Genomic DNA, 16,934 nt, shown 5'->3' on the forward strand with positions numbered 1-16,934 from the left:
GACCACCATGAGCGACCGGCCCGGAGCCTTCTCCCACGTCGGGGTCACCGTCCCCGACCTGCCCGCCGCCGTCGCGTGGTACCGGGAGGTGCTCGGCCTGTACCTGGTGGCGGGGCCGATCGAGGTGCTCGAGGACGGCTCCCCGCTCGGCGACGCCGCCGCCGCGATCTACGGCGAGGGCTTCACCCGCTTCCGCTTCGCCCACCTGGTGCTGCCCGACGGCGTCGGCTTGGAGCTGTTCTGCTTCGACCGGCCCGCGGTGCGCCGCCGCGACGACGACTTCGAGTTCTGGATGACCGGCATCAACCACTTCTCGCTCACCTGCGCCGACGCCCGCGGGCTCGCCGAACGGATCGCCGCGGCCGGGGGCCGGGTGCGTGCGGAGCCGGTGACGCTCGACGCCGGACGTGGCTTCGAGATCGTCTACTGCGCCGACCCGTGGGGAACGGTGATCGAGGTCTGTTCGCACCCCTACGCCCAGATGTGGGCCGCCGGCTGAGCCCCGACGCCGGAGCGGCGACGCCGTTGCTCCGAACGGCCCATCAGTCCGGCGGACCGGCCTGCGCCGTGCCACCCTTCGCGTCGACTCGACGAGGAGGCCCGTGATGGTGAGCACCCCCGACGCCGCGGACGTCTCGCAGGCCGGCCGCAAGGCGGGCCGCGGGGCGCGGGACGCCGCGCACTCGACACCGGTGCGCGTCGCCGCCCGGGTCGGCATCGCCGCGAACGGGGTGCTGCACCTGCTGATCGGCTGGCTCGCCGTCCAGATCGCGCTCGGCTCGGGCGGGCAGGCCGACCAGAACGGCGCCCTCGGGGCGATCGCCGCCGAGCCGGTGGGCCGGGTGTTCCTGTGGGCGCTGGTCGTCGGGTTCGCCGCGGTCGTCCTGTGGCGGGCCGTCTCGGCGGTGTGGGGCTTCCACTACATCGGCGACAGCACGAAGCGGACGGTGAAGCGGGTCGTCGCCGGCGGGCAGGCCGTCGTCTACGCGGTGCTCGCCGTCACCGCGGCGACCACCGCGATCAGCGGACGCGCGTCGAGCGGCGGCGGTGGGCGGGCGACCGCCGGGCTGCTGGGGCTGCCGGGCGGGCAGGTCCTCACCGTGCTGGTCGGGCTGGGTGTGCTGGTCGGCGGCGGGGTGATGGCCTGGAACGGCTACCAGAAGAAGTTCACGGAGGACCAGGACCTCGGCGGCGCCGACAGCCGGCTGCGGCGGATCAACGCCCGCACCGGGCAGGCCGGGTACATCGCGAAGGGGATCGCGATCGGTGTGCTGGGCATCCTGATGGGCGTCGCCGCGCTGACCTTCGACCCGCAGCGCGCGAACGGGCTCGACTCGGCGCTCAAGACGCTGCGCGAACAGCCCTACGGGGTGTTCCTGCTGGTCGCGGTGGGCATCGGGATCGCCTGCTACGGGGTGTTCTGCTTCCTCGACGCCCGCTACCACCGGGTGGACTGAGCGCTCAGTCCAGGGAGCGGCGGCTCAGGACCACGCGGGCGTCCTGCACGTCCTTCGGGAAGACGAGCAGCGCCCAGCCGCCGCCGTCGGCACGCGAGGTCGTCGCGCGGATGCCCTCGGAGCGCAGCCGGTCGCGCAGCACCCGGGCCGCCTCCGGCCCGGGCACCCGGGAGACCTCGGTGAGCAGCCCGGTCGCCACCGGGTCGTCCGGGTCGTCGGTCGGGAGCGCGTGGTGCTTCTGGTGGCCGTAGGTCCAGCGCAGCAGCAGCCCGAGCACCAGCAGCACGACCGCCAGGCCGATGACGGCGCCGAGCCGCGGGACCAGGTCGAGCTCCATCCGCCGATGGTCGCACCCGGACGGGCGACGCGCCCTGTCCGAGGGGTCGGGTGGTGAACCGATCCAGCGCTCGGTTTCCCGCGCGCGTCGCGTACTTTGCCGAACACAGGACTGTGACGAGGGACGACTCCGTGCCCGTCGCCGGCTACTGACGAGTAGTCTCTGTCCGCATCACAGGCAGTGCCGACTGTGCTCCCGCGACGACACGGAGGTTCCGGTGCCGTACCCCACCGATCGTGAGCGCGACCGTCCGTGGGTGATCCGCACCTACGCCGGTCACTCCTCGGCGGAGAAGACCAACGAGCTCTACCGCCGCAACCTGGCCAAGGGCCAGACGGGTCTGTCGGTGGCCTTCGACCTCCCGACCCAGACCGGCTACGACCCGGACGACGAGCTCGCCAAGGGCGAGGTCGGCAAGGTCGGCGTGCCGGTCAGCCACATCGGTGACATGCGCACGCTGTTCGAGGGCATCCCGGTCGCCGAGGCCAACACCTCGATGACGATCAACGCCCCGGCGATGTGGCTGCTCGCGCTGTACGTGGCCGTCGCCGAGGAGCAGGCGGAGCAGTCCGGCCTGGACTACGCCGAGGTCCGCGCGAAGCTCGCCGGGACGACCCAGAACGACATCGTCAAGGAGTACCTGTCGCGGGGCACCTACGTGTTCCCGCCCGGGCCCAGCCTGCGGCTCATCACCGACATGGTGGCCTGGTCGGTCGGCGAGATCCCGAAGTGGAACCCGATCAATATCTGCAGCTACCACCTGCAGGAGGCCGGGGCGACGCCGACGCAGGAGCTGGCCTACGCGCTGTCCACGGCGATCGCCGTCCTCGACTCGGTGCGCGACTCCGGGCAGGTGCCGCCGGAGAAGTTCGGCGACGTCGTCGGGCGCATCTCGTTCTTCGTCAACGCCGGCATCCGGTTCGTCGAGGAGATGTGCAAGCTCCGGGCGCTGGGCCGGCTCTGGGACGAGATCACCCTGGAGCGCTACGGCGTCGAGAACCCCAAGCAGCGACGCCTCCGCTACGGCGTGCAGGTCAACTCGCTCGGGCTGACCGAGGCGCAGCCGGAGAACAACGTCCAGCGCATCGTGCTGGAGATGCTCGCCGTCACCCTGTCCAAGGACGCCCGGGCCCGTGCGGTGCAGCTGCCCGCCTGGAACGAGGCGCTCGGCCTGCCGCGGCCGTGGGACCAGCAGTGGGCGCTGCGGATGCAGCAGGTGCTGGCCTACGAGACCGACCTGCTGGAGTACGAGGACATCTTCGACGGCTCCCGGGTCGTCGAGGCGAAGGTGACCGAGCTCGTCGAGGGCGCCCGCGCGGAGATCGACCGGGTGCAGGAGATGGGCGGCGCGGTCGCGGCCGTCGAGTCCGGCTACATGAAGGGCGAGCTGGTCAACTCCCTCGCCGCCCGTCGTCGCCGGCTGGAGTCCGGCGACGAGGTCGTGGTCGGGGTCAACAAGTTCGACACGACCGAGCCGAGCCCGCTGCAGGCCGAGGGCGCCGACGCGATCTTCACCGTCGACCCGGCGACCGAGCGGTCCGCGGTCGAGGCGATCCGCGAGTGGCGCGCTGCGCGGGACCAGGACGCCGTCGACGAGGCGCTGCGGGCGCTGCGGGACGCGGCCAAGACCGAGCAGAACCTCATGCAGGTCTCGATCGACTGCGCGAAGGCGGGCGTGACCACCGGCGAGTGGTCCGGTGCGCTGCGCGAGGTGTTCGGGGAGTTCCGGGCCCCGACCGGGGTGGCGGGGGCGAGCATGTCCGGCGAGGGCGCCACCGAGATCTCCGAGGTCCGCGAGCGGGTCCGCGCCACCGGCGACGAGCTGGGGCAGCGGCTGCGGATGCTGGTCGGCAAGCCCGGCCTCGACGGTCACTCCAACGGCGCCGAGCAGGTCGCCGTGCGCGCCCGCGACGTCGGGTTCGAGGTGGTCTACCAGGGGATCCGGCTGACGCCGTCGCAGATCGTGGCGGCGGCGGTCCAGGAGGGCGTGCACGCCGTCGGGCTGTCGGTGCTGTCCGGGTCGCACCTGGAGGTCGTGCCCGCGGTCGTGCGGGGGCTGCGCGACGCCGGGGCCGGGGAGGTGCCGGTCGTCGTCGGCGGGATCATCCCGCCCGAGGACGAGAAGCGGCTGCGCGAGGGCGGGGTCGCCGCGGTGTTCACGCCGAAGAACTTCCGGCTGACCGGGATGATGGACGAGATCGTCACCCTGATCCGGCAGTCCCAGGGTCTGGACTGAGTGCCCGGCCGGGCGGCACACGCCGCCCGGCCCGGGGCTCAGCCCTCGTCCTTCTCGCTGCCCCGGCGGCTCAGCAGCCGGAAGCCGGGGATCCCGATGATCGCCTGCCGGACCTCCTTGAGCACGTCCAGGAGCTCGTGCACGTCCGGTCCGACACGGTCGAGCGTGGTGAGGATCGGCATGATGTCCTCCTCCATGTGCTCGGTGAACTTCGGCAGCTGGTCCACCAGCCGGATCGCGGCGCGCACCTCCTCCTCGGAGAGCTCGTCGACGAAGCGCTGGGCCAGCGGGGCCGCCCGGCGGGCCAGCGGGCCGTAGAGGTCCAGCAGCTCACCGGCCTGCTCGCTGGCGCCCGCGGCCTGCCCGACGACCTCGCCCGCCCGGTCGGACACCGCCTTCGCCGCGGTGACGACACCGGTCGCGTCGGTGGTGACGGTCTCGACCTGCCCGATGAGGCCGCCGGCGCGCTCGCTGATCTCGCCGACGGTCCGGATGAGCCCGCCCGCCTCGCCGGTGACGGTGTCGACCCGCGCGAGCAGCCCGCTCGCGTTCCCGGTGACCACCGAGACCTGCTCGACGATGCCCTCGGCGTTCTGCGAGACCGTGGTGACCCGGCGGACCAGGTCGCCCGCCTCCTCGGAGACGGTGGTGACCCGGCGGACCAGGCCGTCGGCCTGCTCGGACACGGTGGTGACCTTGCGGACCAGGGTGTCGGCCTCGTCGGCGACCCCGCCCACCCGCGCGACCAGCTCCTCGGCGTCCCCGGCGACACCGGTGACCCGCCCGACCAGCTCCTCCGCGTTCCCCGCGACGCCGGTGACCCGAGTGACGAGCGCCTCGGCCTGCTCCGCGACCGGGCGGACCCGGGCCACGAGCTCGGTCGCCTCCCCGGCGACGGTGTCGACGGTCCCGATCAGCCCCTCGGCCCGGTCGACGACGCCGTCCACCCGGTCGAGCAGCTGCTCGGCGCGGGTCGCGATCGTGCCGATCCGGCCGACCAGCGAGCCGACCTCCTCCAGCAGCTCCCCGGCCCGGGCGGGCAGCCCGGCGACGGTCCCGGCGAGGTCACCGGTCGCCTCGACCACGGAGGCCGCGCCGGAGAGCAGGTCGGACGGGCCGGGAACGTCGATACCCGCGATGCGCAGCGCCATGGCCCGGATCATTCCAGTCCGGCGGCCGCGCGGCTCAGGAGTCGGGGGTGCGGGCGCAGAGCTCGTCGACGGTGAGGTCGCGCGGCGGCAGGTTCGCCGCGGTGAACCCGAACGGCGCGGCGAGCTCCAGCCAGCGCCCGGAGTCCTGCAGCGCGGTGAGCCCGCGGTCGAACTCGTCGCGGAAGGCACCGTCGGCGGGGCGGAACGCGAACGCCCCGGCCCCGACGACCGGTCGTCCCGCGACCTCGGGGGCGAACGCGGCGGTCACCTCCAGGCCGATGCCCGCGTTGCGGCGGACCTCGTCGAGCAGCGAGATGCGGGTGAGCGCCCCGACCTGCGCGCCGCCGTTCGCGACCTCGCGCACCAGCGCGCCCTGCGAGTCGACGGTGACGATGTGCTCGGCCCGGATGCCCGCCGCGAGCGCGTACTCCTGCTCGGCGCTGCCGTCGAGCACCGCCAGCGTCGCCCCGGACCGGCGGACCCCGGCCAGCGTCGCGACGCCCAGCGGGTTCCCGACCGGGACCACCAGGCCGGTGCCCGCCACGTAGTCGGGGCGGGAGAACGCGACCTGCTGGCAGCGCAGCGCGGTGATCGTCAGCCCGACCGCGATGACGTCGAAGCGGCCGTCGAGCAGGCCGGGGACGAGCTGGTCGAACCTCGTCTGGACCGCGGCCAGGCCGCTGCCGCCGAGGCCGGTGACGACCGCGCGGGCCACCTCCGGGCTCTCCCCGGTGGCCCGGCCGGAGCCGTCGGTGTAGCCGAACGGGCGCTCCCCGGACAGTCCGACGACGACGTCGCCGCCGGCCTGCAGCCGGGACAGCGGGTCCGACGGCCCCCCGCAGCCGCCCAGCAGCGGCGCGGCCAGCGCGGTCCCGCCGAGGGCGGCGGCCGCCCCCAGCAGGCGGCGCCGGCTCAGCCGGGTGGTGGTGCGGATCTGCATGGTCCCGCGAGCCTAGGTGCCGATCAGTCGGTCCACTCCGGGGCCCGCTTCTCCAGGAACGACGCCATGCCCTCGCGGGCGCCCCCGGACTGCGACATCGACGCCATGACCTCGGCCGCGACACCGTAGGCGTCGGCCTCGGGACGGTCGAGCTGGGCGTAGAGGGTCTGCTTGCCGACGGCCTTGGACAGCCTGCTGCCCCGGGTCGCACGGGCGAGCAGCTCGTCCACGCGGGCGTCGAGGTCGTCGTCGGGGACGGCGTAGTTGACCAGGCCCCATTCGGCGGCGGTGGCCGCGTCGACCGGGTCCCCGGTCAGGGCCAGCTCCATCAGCCGCTTGCGGCCGATGTTCCGCGCGACCGGGACGGCCGGGGTGTGGCAGAACCAGCCGCCCTTGCCGCCGGGCAGCGCGAACGTCGCGGACTCCGCGGCGACGGCGAGGTCGCAGGACGCGACGAGCTGACAGCCCGCGGCCCAGGCCGTCGCGTGGACCCGGGCGATCACGACCTGCGGCACCTCCTGCACGGTGCGCATGACCGTCGTGCACAGCCGCAGCAGGGAGCGGACCCCCGCGAGGTCGCGGGCGGCGACGTCGCCGAAGTCGTGCCCGGAGGAGAAGGCCTTGCCCTCCCCGGCCAGCACGATCCCGGTCGCGTCGCTGCGTCCGGCGCTCTCGAAGGCGTCCAGCAGCTCGCGCAGGTGGTCCTCGGTGAGGGAGTTGCGGCGCTGCGGGCGGTTCATCGTGATCCGGACCGTGTCGCCGTCCTGCTTCACCAGGAGGTGCTCGTAGTCGGTCATGGAACGACGGTAGCCCGGAATCCGCTCGCCGCCGAGGGGTGGACGCGCTACCGTGACCTCGTGACCAGATTCGTTGATCCGGTCACAACGAGGAACGGGGGAGCGGTGGCGGTACCGGACGGGGTCGCGGCGGAGGACACCGCGCGGATGGAGCGGGTGCTCGACGCGGCGGCCGAGCTGCTGGTGCGCCGCGGCTACCGCGGGGTGACCGTCGAGGACGTCGCGCGCCGGGCTGGGGTCGGCAAGGGCACCGTCTACCTGCACGTCCGCACCAAGGACGCGCTGTTCCTCACCGTGCTGCTGCGCTCGCAGCGGCGGCTGTTCGCCGACCTGGCCGACCGGATGCTCGTCGAGCCCGCCGTGGCGCTGCCCTGGGGCATGTCGCGCGAGCTGTACGAGCGGCTGCGCGCCGACGAGGTGGCGCGTGCGCTGTACCTGGGCGACGGCGAGGTCCTCGGCCGGCTCGCGCACGAGGCCGCCGGGACCCTCGGGGAGCTGGGCCGCCGCCGGGACGCCGTGGTGCGCGAGCACTTCCGGCTGCTGCGGTCGGCCGGCCTCGTCGACGACGCGCTGTCCCCGGACGAGCAGGTCCACGCCTGGGGTGCGCTGACCTGGGGCTACCTGTTCACCGAGAGCGCGGCGAGCCCGTTCGCCCCCACCGATCCGCGGCGCACCGCGGAGCTGATCGAGCACGGCGTGGCCCGCCTGCTGACCGGGCCCGCCCCGGCCGCCCGGGCGTCGGAGGTCGCCGCGGCCGTCGCCGGTCTGTACCGGCCGCTCGTCGAGCACATCGACGCGGAGTGGAGACGTCGCGTCCGCTGACCCGGGCGCGCGAGGAGAGGAGTGGTGAGATGGCCGCACCGGACACCGGAGCCGTGGACCTGCTGGACCCGGCCCTGGCCGCCGACCCGTACGCCGCCTACGCGCGCCTGCGCGAGCAGGCCCCGACCACGACCGTGACGATGATGGGCAGCCCGCCCGCCGTCCTCGTCACCCGCTACGACGACGTGCGCGCCGTCCTGACCGACCCGCGGTTCGTCACCGACCGGACGCTCGCGGGCGGGCCGGACACCCGCGAGAAGATCATGGCGAAGATGGGGGTGCCCGACGACGTCGCGGGCTACCTGGTGCGCACCATCCTCACCGTCGACGGCGACGAGCACACCCGGCTGCGCAAGCTCGTGTCGCGCGCGTTCACGGTGAAGCGGGTGGCGGCGCTGCGCCCGCGGGTGGAGGAGATCACCGCCGCCCTGCTCGACGACGTCGCCGCCGCCGGGGCCGGTGGCGCGCCGGTGGACCTGGTGGAGGCGCTGGCCTACCCGCTGCCGATCACCGTGATCTGCGAGCTCGTCGGGGTGCCCGAGCCCGAGCGCCCGCAGTGGCACGAGTGGGGCGCGGTGCTGACCACGATGGACCGCGAGCGGACCGGGCCCGCGCTGCGGGCGGCGATCGCCCACGTGCACGCCCTCGTCGACGCCCGCCGGGTCGAGCCCGCCGACGACCTGGTCAGCGCCCTGATCGCCGCCCAGGACGACGACGGCGACCGCCTCTCGGACCGCGAGATGGTCACGATGATCTTCGCGATCGTCATGGCCGGGCACGAGACGACGGCGCACCTGGTCACCAACGGCGTGCTGGCGCTGCTGGGCGCCCCGGACCAGCTCACCGCGCTGCGGGCCGACCCGGCGGGCTGGCCGGGCGCGGTGCACGAGCTGATGCGCGCCCGCGGCCCGGTGCAGTTCACCCAGTTCCGGTACCCGACCGTCGACGTCGAGCTGGGCGGCACCGTCGTGCCCGCCGGGACCCCGGTCATCGCCGGGCTGCTGCCGGCCAACCACGACCCGCGCGCCTTCGACCGGCCCGACGAGCTCGACGTCGCCCGGGAGACCGGGCGGGGCGAGGGACACCTCGGGTTCGGGCAGGGCGCGCACTACTGCCTGGGCGCCGCGCTGGCCCGGCAGGAGGGCGAGGTTGCCTTCCGGATGCTGTTCGACCGCTTCCCCGGCCTGCGGCTCGCCGTACCGGCCGCGGAGGTCCCCTGGCTGCCCCGCCCCGGGTTCAGCCGGGTGGCGGCGCTGCCGGTGCTCACCGGGTGATCGCCGGGGGTGGAGCGCCGGGTGCGGTGCACTGCGTCCCGCGCTCCACTCCCGCCGATCATGCCCGCGCGTCGTGCAGGGCCAGCAGCGCCCAGGCGGCGAGCGACTGGGCGTCGGTCAGCTCGCCGCGGCGGACCATCGCCTCGAACCCGTCCGCGGTGAACCAGGCGGCACGCATGTCCTGCTCGGAGTGCTCGCGGCGCGGCGGGCCCGCGGTCAGCCCGGTCGCGAGGTAGACGTGACCGCGCTGGCTGGACATGCCCGGCGCGCAGTCCAGCGTGCCGAGCAGGGTCATCCGCGCCGCGGCCAGCCCGGTCTCCTCGACGAGCTCGCGCACCGCCAGCTCGGCCGGGTCCACGTCGGCCCGGTCGGGCGCGGTGCCCGCCGGGAACTCCCAGCGGCGGCCGCCCACCGGGTAGCGGTACTGCTCGACCAGGTGCAGACGGCCGTCGTCGTCGCGGGGGATCACCAGTGCGTAGGTGGGCTTGTCGACGACGCCGTAGATCCCCCCGGTGCCGTCGGCACGCCGGATGCCGTCCTCCCGGACGGTCATCCAGTCGTTGGCGTACACCTGGCGGCTCGAGGTCTGCTCGATCACCCGCCCAGGATGATCCATCCACCCGGCCTTACAGTGAGCCGGGTGCGTCTCGTCATCGCCCGCTGCCAGGTGGACTACGTCGGACGGCTGACCGCCCACCTGCCCATGGCCCTCCGTCTGCTTCTGGTCAAGCGGGACGGCTCGGTGAGCATCCACGCCGACGACCGCGCCTACAAGCCGCTCAACTGGATGTCGCCACCGTGCTGGCTCACCGAGGAGCCCGGCGTGTGGACGGTGAAGAACAAGGCCGACGAGTCGCTGGTCATCACCATCGACGAGGTGCTGCACGACTCCAGCCACGAGCTCGGCGTCGACCCCGGCCTGGTCAAGGACGGCGTCGAGGCGCACCTGCAGGAGCTGCTCGCCGCGCACCCGGAGACCTTCGGGGAGGGCCACACGCTGGTCCGCCGCGAGTACATGACCGCCGTCGGCCCGGTCGACCTGCTGCTGCGCGACGGGAACGGCGCGCACGTCGCGGTCGAGGTGAAGCGCCGCGGCGAGATCGACGGCGTCGAGCAGCTCACCCGGTACCTGGAGCTGATGAACCGCGACCCGCTGCTCGCGCCGGTGCACGGGGTGTTCGCGGCCCAGCAGATCAAGCCGCAGGCGCGCACGCTGGCCGTCGACCGCGGGATCCGCTGCGTGACCGTCGACTACGACGCGCTGCGCGGGATGGCGCGCGACGACCTGCTCCTGTTCTGAGGCGGCCCCGCCGGGCCAGCGCGGGCCCGGCCGGGCCCTGCCGTGGCGTCTAGCCTGACCACGTGAGTGCCACCGCCGCTGACTCCGCCCCCACGACCGCCGCCGTGCCCGCCTCGGGGGACTTCGCGTCCCTCTCCCCGCGCACCGGGGAGGAGCTCGCCCGCTACCCCGTCCACGACGGCGAGCACGTGCGTGCCGCCGTCCGCGACGCCGGCGAGGCCGGGGTGTGGTGGGACGGGCTCGGGTTCGCCGAGCGCCGTCGCCGGCTCGCGGCCTGGAAGAAGGTGCTGGTCGCGCAGCTCGACCGGGTCGCCGGTGTCGTCGCCGCCGAGACCGGCAAGCCGCTCGACGACGCCCGCCTCGAGGTCGTGCTCGCCATCGACCACCTGGACTGGGCCTCGGCCAACGCCGCGAAGGTGCTCGGGAAGCGTTCGGTGTCCCCGGGCCTGCTGATGGCGAACCAGGCGGCGTCGGTGGCGTACCGGCCGCTGGGCGTCGTCGGCGTCATCGGGCCGTGGAACTACCCGATCTTCACGCCGATGGGCTCGATCGCCTACGCGCTGGCCGCCGGCAACACCGTGGTGTTCAAGCCCTCGGAGCTGACCCCGGGCGTCGGGCACGAGATCGCCCGCACGCTCGCCGAGGCCGTTCCCGAGGTGGGCCGCCACCCGCTGCTGACCGTCGTCACCGGGTTCGGGCCGACCGGCGCCGAGCTGTGCCGCGCCCCCGGCGTCGGCAAGATCGCGTTCACCGGGTCCGCCGCGACCGGCCGCCGGGTGATGGCCTCCTGCGCGGAGAACCTGGTGCCGGTGCTCATGGAGTGCGGCGGCAAGGACCCGCTGATCGTCGACGCCGACGCCGACCTCGACGCCGCCGCGGACGCCGCCGTCTGGGGCGGGATGTCCAACGCGGGCCAGACCTGCGTCGGGGTGGAGCGGGTCTACGTCGTCGAGTCCGTCGCGGGCCGGTTCCTGGAGAAGGTGCGGGCCGCGGCGTCGAAGCTGCAGGTCGGCACGGCCACGAACGAGGGCGACCTCGGGCCGATGACGATGCCGTCGCAGACCGAGATCGTGCGCCGGCACGTCACCGACGCCCTGGAGCGCGGCGGCCGCGCGATCGTCGGCGGCGCCGACTCGGTGCCCGCCCAGGGCGGGTCGATCTCGCCGGTCGTCATCGCCGACGTGCCCGAGGACTCCGTCGCGGTCACCGAGGAGACCTTCGGCCCGCTGGTCGTGGTCAACCGGGTGCCCGACGTCGACGAGGCGGTCCGCCGCGCCAACGCCACCGGTTACGGCCTCGGCGCGACCGTGTTCTCCGCGAAGCACGGCGAGCAGATCGCCGAGCGGCTGCGCTGCGGGATGGTCTCGATCAACGGCGTGATCTCCTTCGCCGGGATCCCGTCGCTGCCCTTCGGCGGGGTGGGGGAGTCGGGCTTCGGCCGCATCCACGGCGCCGACGGGCTCCGCGAGTTCACCCGCGCCCAGTCGATCGCCCGGCAGCGGTTCGGGATGCCGATCGTCGTCACCAGCTTCAAGCGGACCGCGCGGACGATGCAGACGCTCGTCGGCATCGTGAAGGCCCGGCACGGGCGCTGACCCACCGCCGTGCCGGTCAGCCGACCGGCGCGGCCCAGTGGTCGACGACGGCCCCGGCGAACGCCGCCGGGGCCTCCAGCGGCGGCAGGTGCCCGCTGCCGTCGACGACGAGTGCCGATCCCGCCGGGAGGACCGCGGCGGCGGCGTCCGCCCGGCGCCCGGACCACAGCGGGTCGGCCGCGCCCGCGACCAGCAGTGTGGGCGCGGTGACGCGGCGCAGGACCCCGGTCAGGTCGGGGCGGCGCAGCATCATCGCGACCATGACCCGGTTCATGCCCGTGCGGTGCCCGCGCAGGAAGGCCTCCTCGACGCGGCGGACGGCCTCCGGGTCCCCGGCCCGGGCGGCGGGGGAGAGCAGCGTGTCGACCACGACGCCCCGCAGCGGGTGTGGCCCGGTGAGCCGGTGGAGCGCGACCAGGGCGGCGATCCGCGCCCGCTGCGACGGCGGCAGCGGCGTGTGCGGCGCGGCGACCGCGACGAGCGTGCGGCACCGCCCCGGGTGGCGTGCGGCGAAGTGGTACCCGACATGACCGCCCCAGGCGTTGCCGATCCAGTCCACCGGTCCGTCGGCGCCGACCGCGTCGAGCACCTCCAGCGCCGCGGCGGCACACCCGGCGAACGACGTGCCCCGCGGCGGTGGGCCGCTCCGTCCGTGCCCGGGCCCGTCGACGAGCAGCAGCGTGCGCCGGGCGCCCAGCTCCGCGCGGACACGGTCCCACTGCGTCGAGTCGACCAGGAGGCTGTGCCACAGCAGGGCGGGCGGACCCGAGCCCTCGACCGTGACGGACAGTCGTCCCGCGCGGGTCCGGACGGTGGTCGGCATGGCTCCTCCAGATACTTCGGAATCCGTAGCTTCGGTTTCCGAAGTATCATGACGCGCCATGGACGCGTCAAGCCTTCCCGCGGACCGGCCCGCCGTCGGCCAGCTCCTGGTCCGCACGCTCCAGCACTTCCGGGCCGAGGTCTTCGCGGTCGCCGCCGAGCGCGGGTTCGGTGACATCCGCGAGGCGCACCTGCAGATCTTCGGCAACCTCGGCGGGGTGGACGGCGTCCGGCTGACGACGCTCGCCGCACGGGCGCACCTGAGCCTGGCCGCCACCGCCGAGCTCGTCGACGACCTGCAGCGGCGCGGCTACCTCGAACGCGTCCGCGACCCCGACGACGGGCGGGCCCGGCTGATCCGCCCGACGGCACGCGGCCGGGTCGCGCTGGAGGTCGCGGGCGGGCGGGTGGCGGAGATCGAGGGCCGGTGGTCGGCCCTGCTCGACGACGGCGAGTTCACCGGCGCCTGTGACGTGCTCGCCCGGCTCCTGGCCCGTCTCGACGGGGCGTCCTCACCCGACGACCAGGGCCGTTCCTGCACCTAGGGGTGGTCCTGGTCGCATGTTACCCACTGGTAGCACCTTGGGATGACAGGATCGGCGCCGACGCGGAAGACAGGGTTGTCCCGATCCAGGAGGTTGCAGCGTGGCACGTGAGTTCCGGACCGTCGGAGTGGTCGGCCTCGGCACGATGGGGGCGGGCATCGTCGAGGTCTTCGCCCGCAACGGTCTCGACGTGATCGCCGTCGAGGTGGACGAGGCGGCGGGGGAGCGCGGCCGGGCCCACCTGGCGGCCTCGACCGACCGCGCCATCGAGCGCGGCAAGCTCACCCGGGAGCAGGCCGACGAGCTCCTCGGTCGCATCACCGTCACCACCACCCTGGCCGACCTGGCGCCGGCGCAGCTGGTCGTCGAGGCCATCCCGGAGAGCCTGGACGCCAAGACCGCGCTGCTGGCCGAGGTCGACAAGGTCGTCGCCGAGGACACCATCCTCGCCTCGAACACCTCGTCGCTGTCGGTCACCGAGCTGGCCGTGCGCACCACCCGCCCCGGCAAGGTCGTCGGGATGCACTTCTTCAACCCGGCACCGGTGCAGAAGCTGGTCGAGGTCGTGCGGACCGTCGTCACCGAGCCCGACGTCATCTCCGACGTCCAGGCGTTCGCCGACTCCCTCGGCAAGGTCCCGGTCGTCATCGGCGACCGCGCCGGCTTCATCGCCAACGCGCTGCTGTTCGGCTACCTGAACCACGCGGCGAAGATGTACGCCGAGCGCTACGCCAGCCGCGAGGACCTCGACGCCGGCATGCGCTACGGCTGCGGCTACCCGATGGGCCCGCTGGCCCTGCTCGACCTCATCGGCCTGGACACCGCCTACGAGATCCTCGAGACGATGTACGGCGAGTCGCGCAACCTGATGCACGCGCCGAACCCGGTGTTCAAGCAGATGATCACCGCAGGGCTGCTCGGCCGGAAGACCGGGCGCGGCTTCTACACCTACTCCGCCCCGCACAGCTCCACCGTCGTCGCCGACGGCGAGACCCCGGCCTCGGCCGTGCCCGACGACGTGACCCTGCGCGACGTGCAGCGGGTCGGCGTGATCGGCACCGGCACCATGGCCTCGGGCATCGTCGAGGTGTTCGCCAAGGCCGGCTACGACGTCGTCGTCCGCGGCCGCAGCGACTCCAAGGTCGAGGGCTCGGTCGCGCTGGTGCGCAAGTCCCTGGACAAGGCGGTCGCCCGCGGCAAGCTGGACGAGGCGGGCCGCGACGCCGTCCTCGCCCGGATCAGCGGCACCACCGCGCTGGAGGACATGGCCGAGGTCGACCTCGTCGTCGAGGCCGTCGCCGAGGAGCTCGACGTCAAGCGGGCGATGTTCGGCGCGCTCGACGAGATCTGCAAGCCGGGCGCGATCCTGGCGACGACGACGTCCTCGCTGCCCGTCGTCGAGTGCGCCGCGGTCACGGGCCGCCCCGGCGACGTGATCGGCATGCACTTCTTCAACCCCGCGCCGGTCATGAAGCTGGTCGAGGTCGTGTCCACGATCGGCACCTCGCGCGACGTGGCCGCCACCGTCCTCGACGTGTGCCAGAAGCTCAAGAAGGTGCCGGTGAGCTGCGGCGACCGGGCCGGGTTCATCGTCAACGCGCTGCTGTTCCCGTACCTGAACGACGCGGTGAAGATGCTCGAGGCCCACTACGCCACCGCCGACGACATCGACGCCGCCATGAAGACCGGCTGCGCGCTGCCGATGGGCCCGTTCGAGCTGCTCGACGTCGTCGGGCTCGACGTGTCGCTGGCGATCGAGAAGTCCCTGCACGCCGAGTTCCACCAGGCCGGGTTCGCCCCGGCGCCGCTGCTGGAGCACCTGGTCACCGCGGGGCGGCTCGGGCGGAAGACCGGGCACGGGTTCCGGGACTACACCAAGCGCTGAGAGATCCCGATCTCCCTGGGAGACTGGGAGCATGGCAGGCAGGCGTGCGCGACGGCCCCGCCCCTCGGAACGGGGGCGGGGCCGTCCCGTCGCACCGCCGCTCGGCAGCGGCATGACGACCGACCTCGAGAGCGGCCGCGACGGCGAGCACTACGTCCGCCGGGTGCCGGGTGGCACCACGGTGAAGCACTACCGGTGCCCCGGCTGCGACCAGCTGCTGCCCTCGGGGATGCCGCACGTGGTGACCTGGCCCGCCGAGGACGGCCGCGGGGTCGAGGAGCGGCGGCACTGGCACCTGCCGTGCTGGAACGCGCGCGACCGTCGTCGGGCGGGGTTCCGGCGGCACTGAGCCGCCCGGCTCCGCGTCAGCGGGTGCGGGCGGCGCGCTTGCTGCCGCCGTAGCCGCTGCGGGCCCGCGGCGAGGGCCGGGGGCGGCCGGACCCGGAGGACCCGCTGCCCGCCGGCCCGGCCGGGGGCTCCGGCTCGCTCTCCGCGGCCGCGGCGGACCGGCGCTCCTTCGCCGCGACGGCCTCCTCGACCGTGCGGGGCGTGCTCGCTGCGGTGTCGGCGGCGACCGGTGCGGCGGGAGCCACGGCGGTGTGCGGCTCGGCGATCCCGGCCGGGGGCTGCTCGACGGGGGCCTGCCCCGCGGGCGGCTCGTCGGCGGGCAGGTCGGCCAGGGCCGGGCCCGCGTCGAGGTCGTCGACGCCGGACTCGATGAGCGACCGCGCGCCACGCAGCTGCTCGGCGACCCGGGCGCGCAGCCCGGTGAGCTGCTCGACGCGGCGCTGGGCGGCGGAGGTGGTCGCCTCGGCGTCCCGGCGGGCGTCGGACCGGACCTTCTCGCCGTCGGTGCGGGCCTGGTCCAAATCGCGGCGGATCCGCTCCGCGGCCTCGCGCTCACGGCGCGAGATGTCGGCCTCGAGCGCGTCGCGCTCGGCGAACAGCGAGGTCAGCGCCTCGGTGCGGCGCTGGTCCATCGCGATCCGGAAGTCGTGCTCGACCTGCTCGCGGTTCTCCCGGGCCTCGGTGTCGGCGCGGGTGATCCGGGCGGTGACGGTGCGCTCGGCCTCGGTGAGCTCGCGCTCGGTGGTGCTGCGTTGCTCGGCGAGGTCGCGCTCGGTCGTCGTGCGCTGCTCGGCCAGCTCGGCCTCGGTGACACGGCGCCGCTCGGCGAGCTCGGCCTCGGTGCGCTCGCGCAGCGCGGCCAGCTCCCGCTCGACGCGGGCCTGCTTCTCCTCGACGGCGCGCTCGCGCTCGGCGGACCGGTGCGCGGCCTCCGCGGCCGTGGCCTCGGCCTGCGCGACCGTCTGCTCGGCCCGGACGCGCGCGTCCTCGACGACGGTGCGGGCGTGCTCCTCGGCCTGGCGGCGCTGCTCAGCGATCTCGCGGTTCGCCGCGGCGTGCATCTCGGCGACCTCGTCCTCGGCGAGGCGCAGCATCGACCGGAGCCGCTCGCTCATGCCCTGCACGCTCTGAGGCGGGCCGGCGAGCCGGTTGACCTGCTGCTGCATGGCCTCGGAGCGGGTACGGGCGTCGTCGAGCTCGCGGCTCAGCCGGGTGTTCTGGGCGACCGCGGCGTCACGGTCGGCCGCCAGCATGCGCACCTCGGCGTCGAGCCGGCGCAGATGGCTGTCGACCTGCGCCTGGTCGTAGCCGCGGCGCGCGATCGAGAAACCGGTCCGGGGTACGGGCACATCGTGGTCACCGGCCATGTCGTTCACCGTACCGTCGCCGACGTTCCACAGCCGTGAGTTCGGCACCGAGGGTCAC

Annotated in this window: 17 protein-coding genes; 10 read left to right on the forward strand and 7 right to left on the reverse strand. The window is 74.3% G+C overall.

The genetic code is table 11. The features are described from left to right. The first annotated feature begins 7 nt into the window (after positions 1–7). Positions 8–499: a VOC family protein gene (locus KPL57_RS01430; RefSeq protein ID WP_226350082.1), complete on the forward strand. Its 492-nt coding sequence runs from the start codon at positions 8–10 to the stop codon at positions 497–499. A gap of 106 nt (positions 500–605) precedes the next feature. Then, entirely contained in the window at positions 606–1,457 is an 852-nt protein-coding gene (locus tag KPL57_RS01435; protein ID WP_226350083.1) for a DUF1206 domain-containing protein, read from the forward strand. 4 nt (positions 1,458–1,461) lie between these two features. On the opposite strand, the gene KPL57_RS01440 is transcribed toward KPL57_RS01435, so the two are convergent. Next, positions 1,462–1,794, reverse strand: coding sequence for a hypothetical protein (locus KPL57_RS01440; protein WP_226350084.1), 333 nt, complete (start codon positions 1,792–1,794; stop codon positions 1,462–1,464). A gap of 217 nt (positions 1,795–2,011) precedes the next feature. Between KPL57_RS01440 and KPL57_RS01445 the strand changes: the two genes are divergently transcribed. Continuing rightward, positions 2,012–4,030, forward strand: coding sequence for a protein meaA (locus KPL57_RS01445; protein WP_226350085.1), 2,019 nt, complete (start codon positions 2,012–2,014; stop codon positions 4,028–4,030). Positions 4,031–4,068: 38 nt separating this feature from the next. On the opposite strand, the gene KPL57_RS01450 is transcribed toward KPL57_RS01445, so the two are convergent. Genes KPL57_RS01450 through KPL57_RS01460 form a run of 3 tightly spaced genes read right to left on the reverse strand, consistent with a single transcriptional unit; the run spans position 4,069 to position 6,918 of the window. Further along, positions 4,069–5,181 (reverse strand): methyl-accepting chemotaxis protein, encoded by a 1,113-nt coding sequence (locus KPL57_RS01450; RefSeq protein WP_226350086.1) that lies wholly within the window; start codon positions 5,179–5,181, stop codon positions 4,069–4,071. Positions 5,182–5,215: 34 nt separating this feature from the next. Continuing rightward, the gene (locus KPL57_RS01455; RefSeq protein WP_226350087.1) at positions 5,216–6,121 is read right to left on the reverse strand and encodes a transporter substrate-binding domain-containing protein; all 906 of its coding nucleotides are present in this window, start codon (positions 6,119–6,121) and stop codon (positions 5,216–5,218) included. Positions 6,122–6,144: 23 nt separating this feature from the next. Then, positions 6,145–6,918 (reverse strand): enoyl-CoA hydratase-related protein, encoded by a 774-nt coding sequence (locus tag KPL57_RS01460; protein ID WP_226350088.1) that lies wholly within the window; start codon positions 6,916–6,918, stop codon positions 6,145–6,147. Between the two features lie 60 nt (positions 6,919–6,978). On the opposite strand from KPL57_RS01460, the gene KPL57_RS01465 reads away from it, so the two are divergent. After that, positions 6,979–7,740 (forward strand): TetR/AcrR family transcriptional regulator, encoded by a 762-nt coding sequence (locus KPL57_RS01465; RefSeq protein ID WP_226350089.1) that lies wholly within the window; start codon positions 6,979–6,981, stop codon positions 7,738–7,740. A gap of 29 nt (positions 7,741–7,769) precedes the next feature. Next, positions 7,770–9,014, forward strand: coding sequence for a cytochrome P450 (locus KPL57_RS01470; protein ID WP_226350090.1), 1,245 nt, complete (start codon positions 7,770–7,772; stop codon positions 9,012–9,014). 58 nt (positions 9,015–9,072) lie between these two features. On the opposite strand, the gene KPL57_RS01475 is transcribed toward KPL57_RS01470, so the two are convergent. After that, positions 9,073–9,567, reverse strand: a complete 495-nt coding sequence (locus tag KPL57_RS01475; protein WP_226368235.1) for an NUDIX hydrolase — start codon at positions 9,565–9,567, stop codon at positions 9,073–9,075. Positions 9,568–9,654: 87 nt separating this feature from the next. Here KPL57_RS01475 and nucS point away from each other — a divergent pair, with 87 nt between their 5' ends. Next, positions 9,655–10,314, forward strand: coding sequence for an endonuclease NucS (gene nucS / locus KPL57_RS01480; RefSeq protein ID WP_226350092.1), 660 nt, complete (start codon positions 9,655–9,657; stop codon positions 10,312–10,314). 62 nt (positions 10,315–10,376) lie between these two features. Then, the gene (locus KPL57_RS01485; protein ID WP_374203650.1) at positions 10,377–11,909 is read left to right on the forward strand and encodes an aldehyde dehydrogenase family protein; all 1,533 of its coding nucleotides are present in this window, start codon (positions 10,377–10,379) and stop codon (positions 11,907–11,909) included. A 16-nt stretch (positions 11,910–11,925) separates the two neighbouring features. Here the strand turns inward: KPL57_RS01485 and KPL57_RS01490 are convergent, their stop codons facing one another. Further along, positions 11,926–12,732, reverse strand: a complete 807-nt coding sequence (locus tag KPL57_RS01490) for an alpha/beta fold hydrolase (RefSeq protein WP_226350093.1) — start codon at positions 12,730–12,732, stop codon at positions 11,926–11,928. A gap of 58 nt (positions 12,733–12,790) precedes the next feature. Between KPL57_RS01490 and KPL57_RS01495 the strand changes: the two genes are divergently transcribed. The 3 genes from KPL57_RS01495 to KPL57_RS01505 all read left to right on the forward strand — a co-directional run bounded on the left by KPL57_RS01495 (position 12,791) and on the right by KPL57_RS01505 (position 15,510). Then, positions 12,791–13,276, forward strand: a complete 486-nt coding sequence (locus KPL57_RS01495; RefSeq protein WP_178376196.1) for a MarR family winged helix-turn-helix transcriptional regulator — start codon at positions 12,791–12,793, stop codon at positions 13,274–13,276. A 100-nt stretch (positions 13,277–13,376) separates the two neighbouring features. Next, positions 13,377–15,161 carry a 3-hydroxyacyl-CoA dehydrogenase family protein gene (locus KPL57_RS01500; protein ID WP_226350094.1) on the forward strand — a complete coding sequence of 595 codons (1,785 nt, stop codon included), beginning with the start codon at positions 13,377–13,379 and terminating at the stop codon, positions 15,159–15,161. Positions 15,162–15,273: 112 nt separating this feature from the next. Further along, a complete protein-coding gene (locus tag KPL57_RS01505) occupies positions 15,274–15,510 on the forward strand; it encodes a hypothetical protein (RefSeq protein WP_083474308.1) in 237 nt (78 codons plus the stop codon). A 16-nt stretch (positions 15,511–15,526) separates the two neighbouring features. Here KPL57_RS01505 and KPL57_RS01510 read toward each other — a convergent pair whose 3' ends face one another. Further along, the gene (locus KPL57_RS01510) at positions 15,527–16,876 is read right to left on the reverse strand and encodes a hypothetical protein (protein ID WP_226350095.1); all 1,350 of its coding nucleotides are present in this window, start codon (positions 16,874–16,876) and stop codon (positions 15,527–15,529) included. Positions 16,877–16,934 lie beyond the last annotated feature (58 nt).

It is taken from the genome of Pseudonocardia sp. ICBG601, assembly GCF_020496245.1.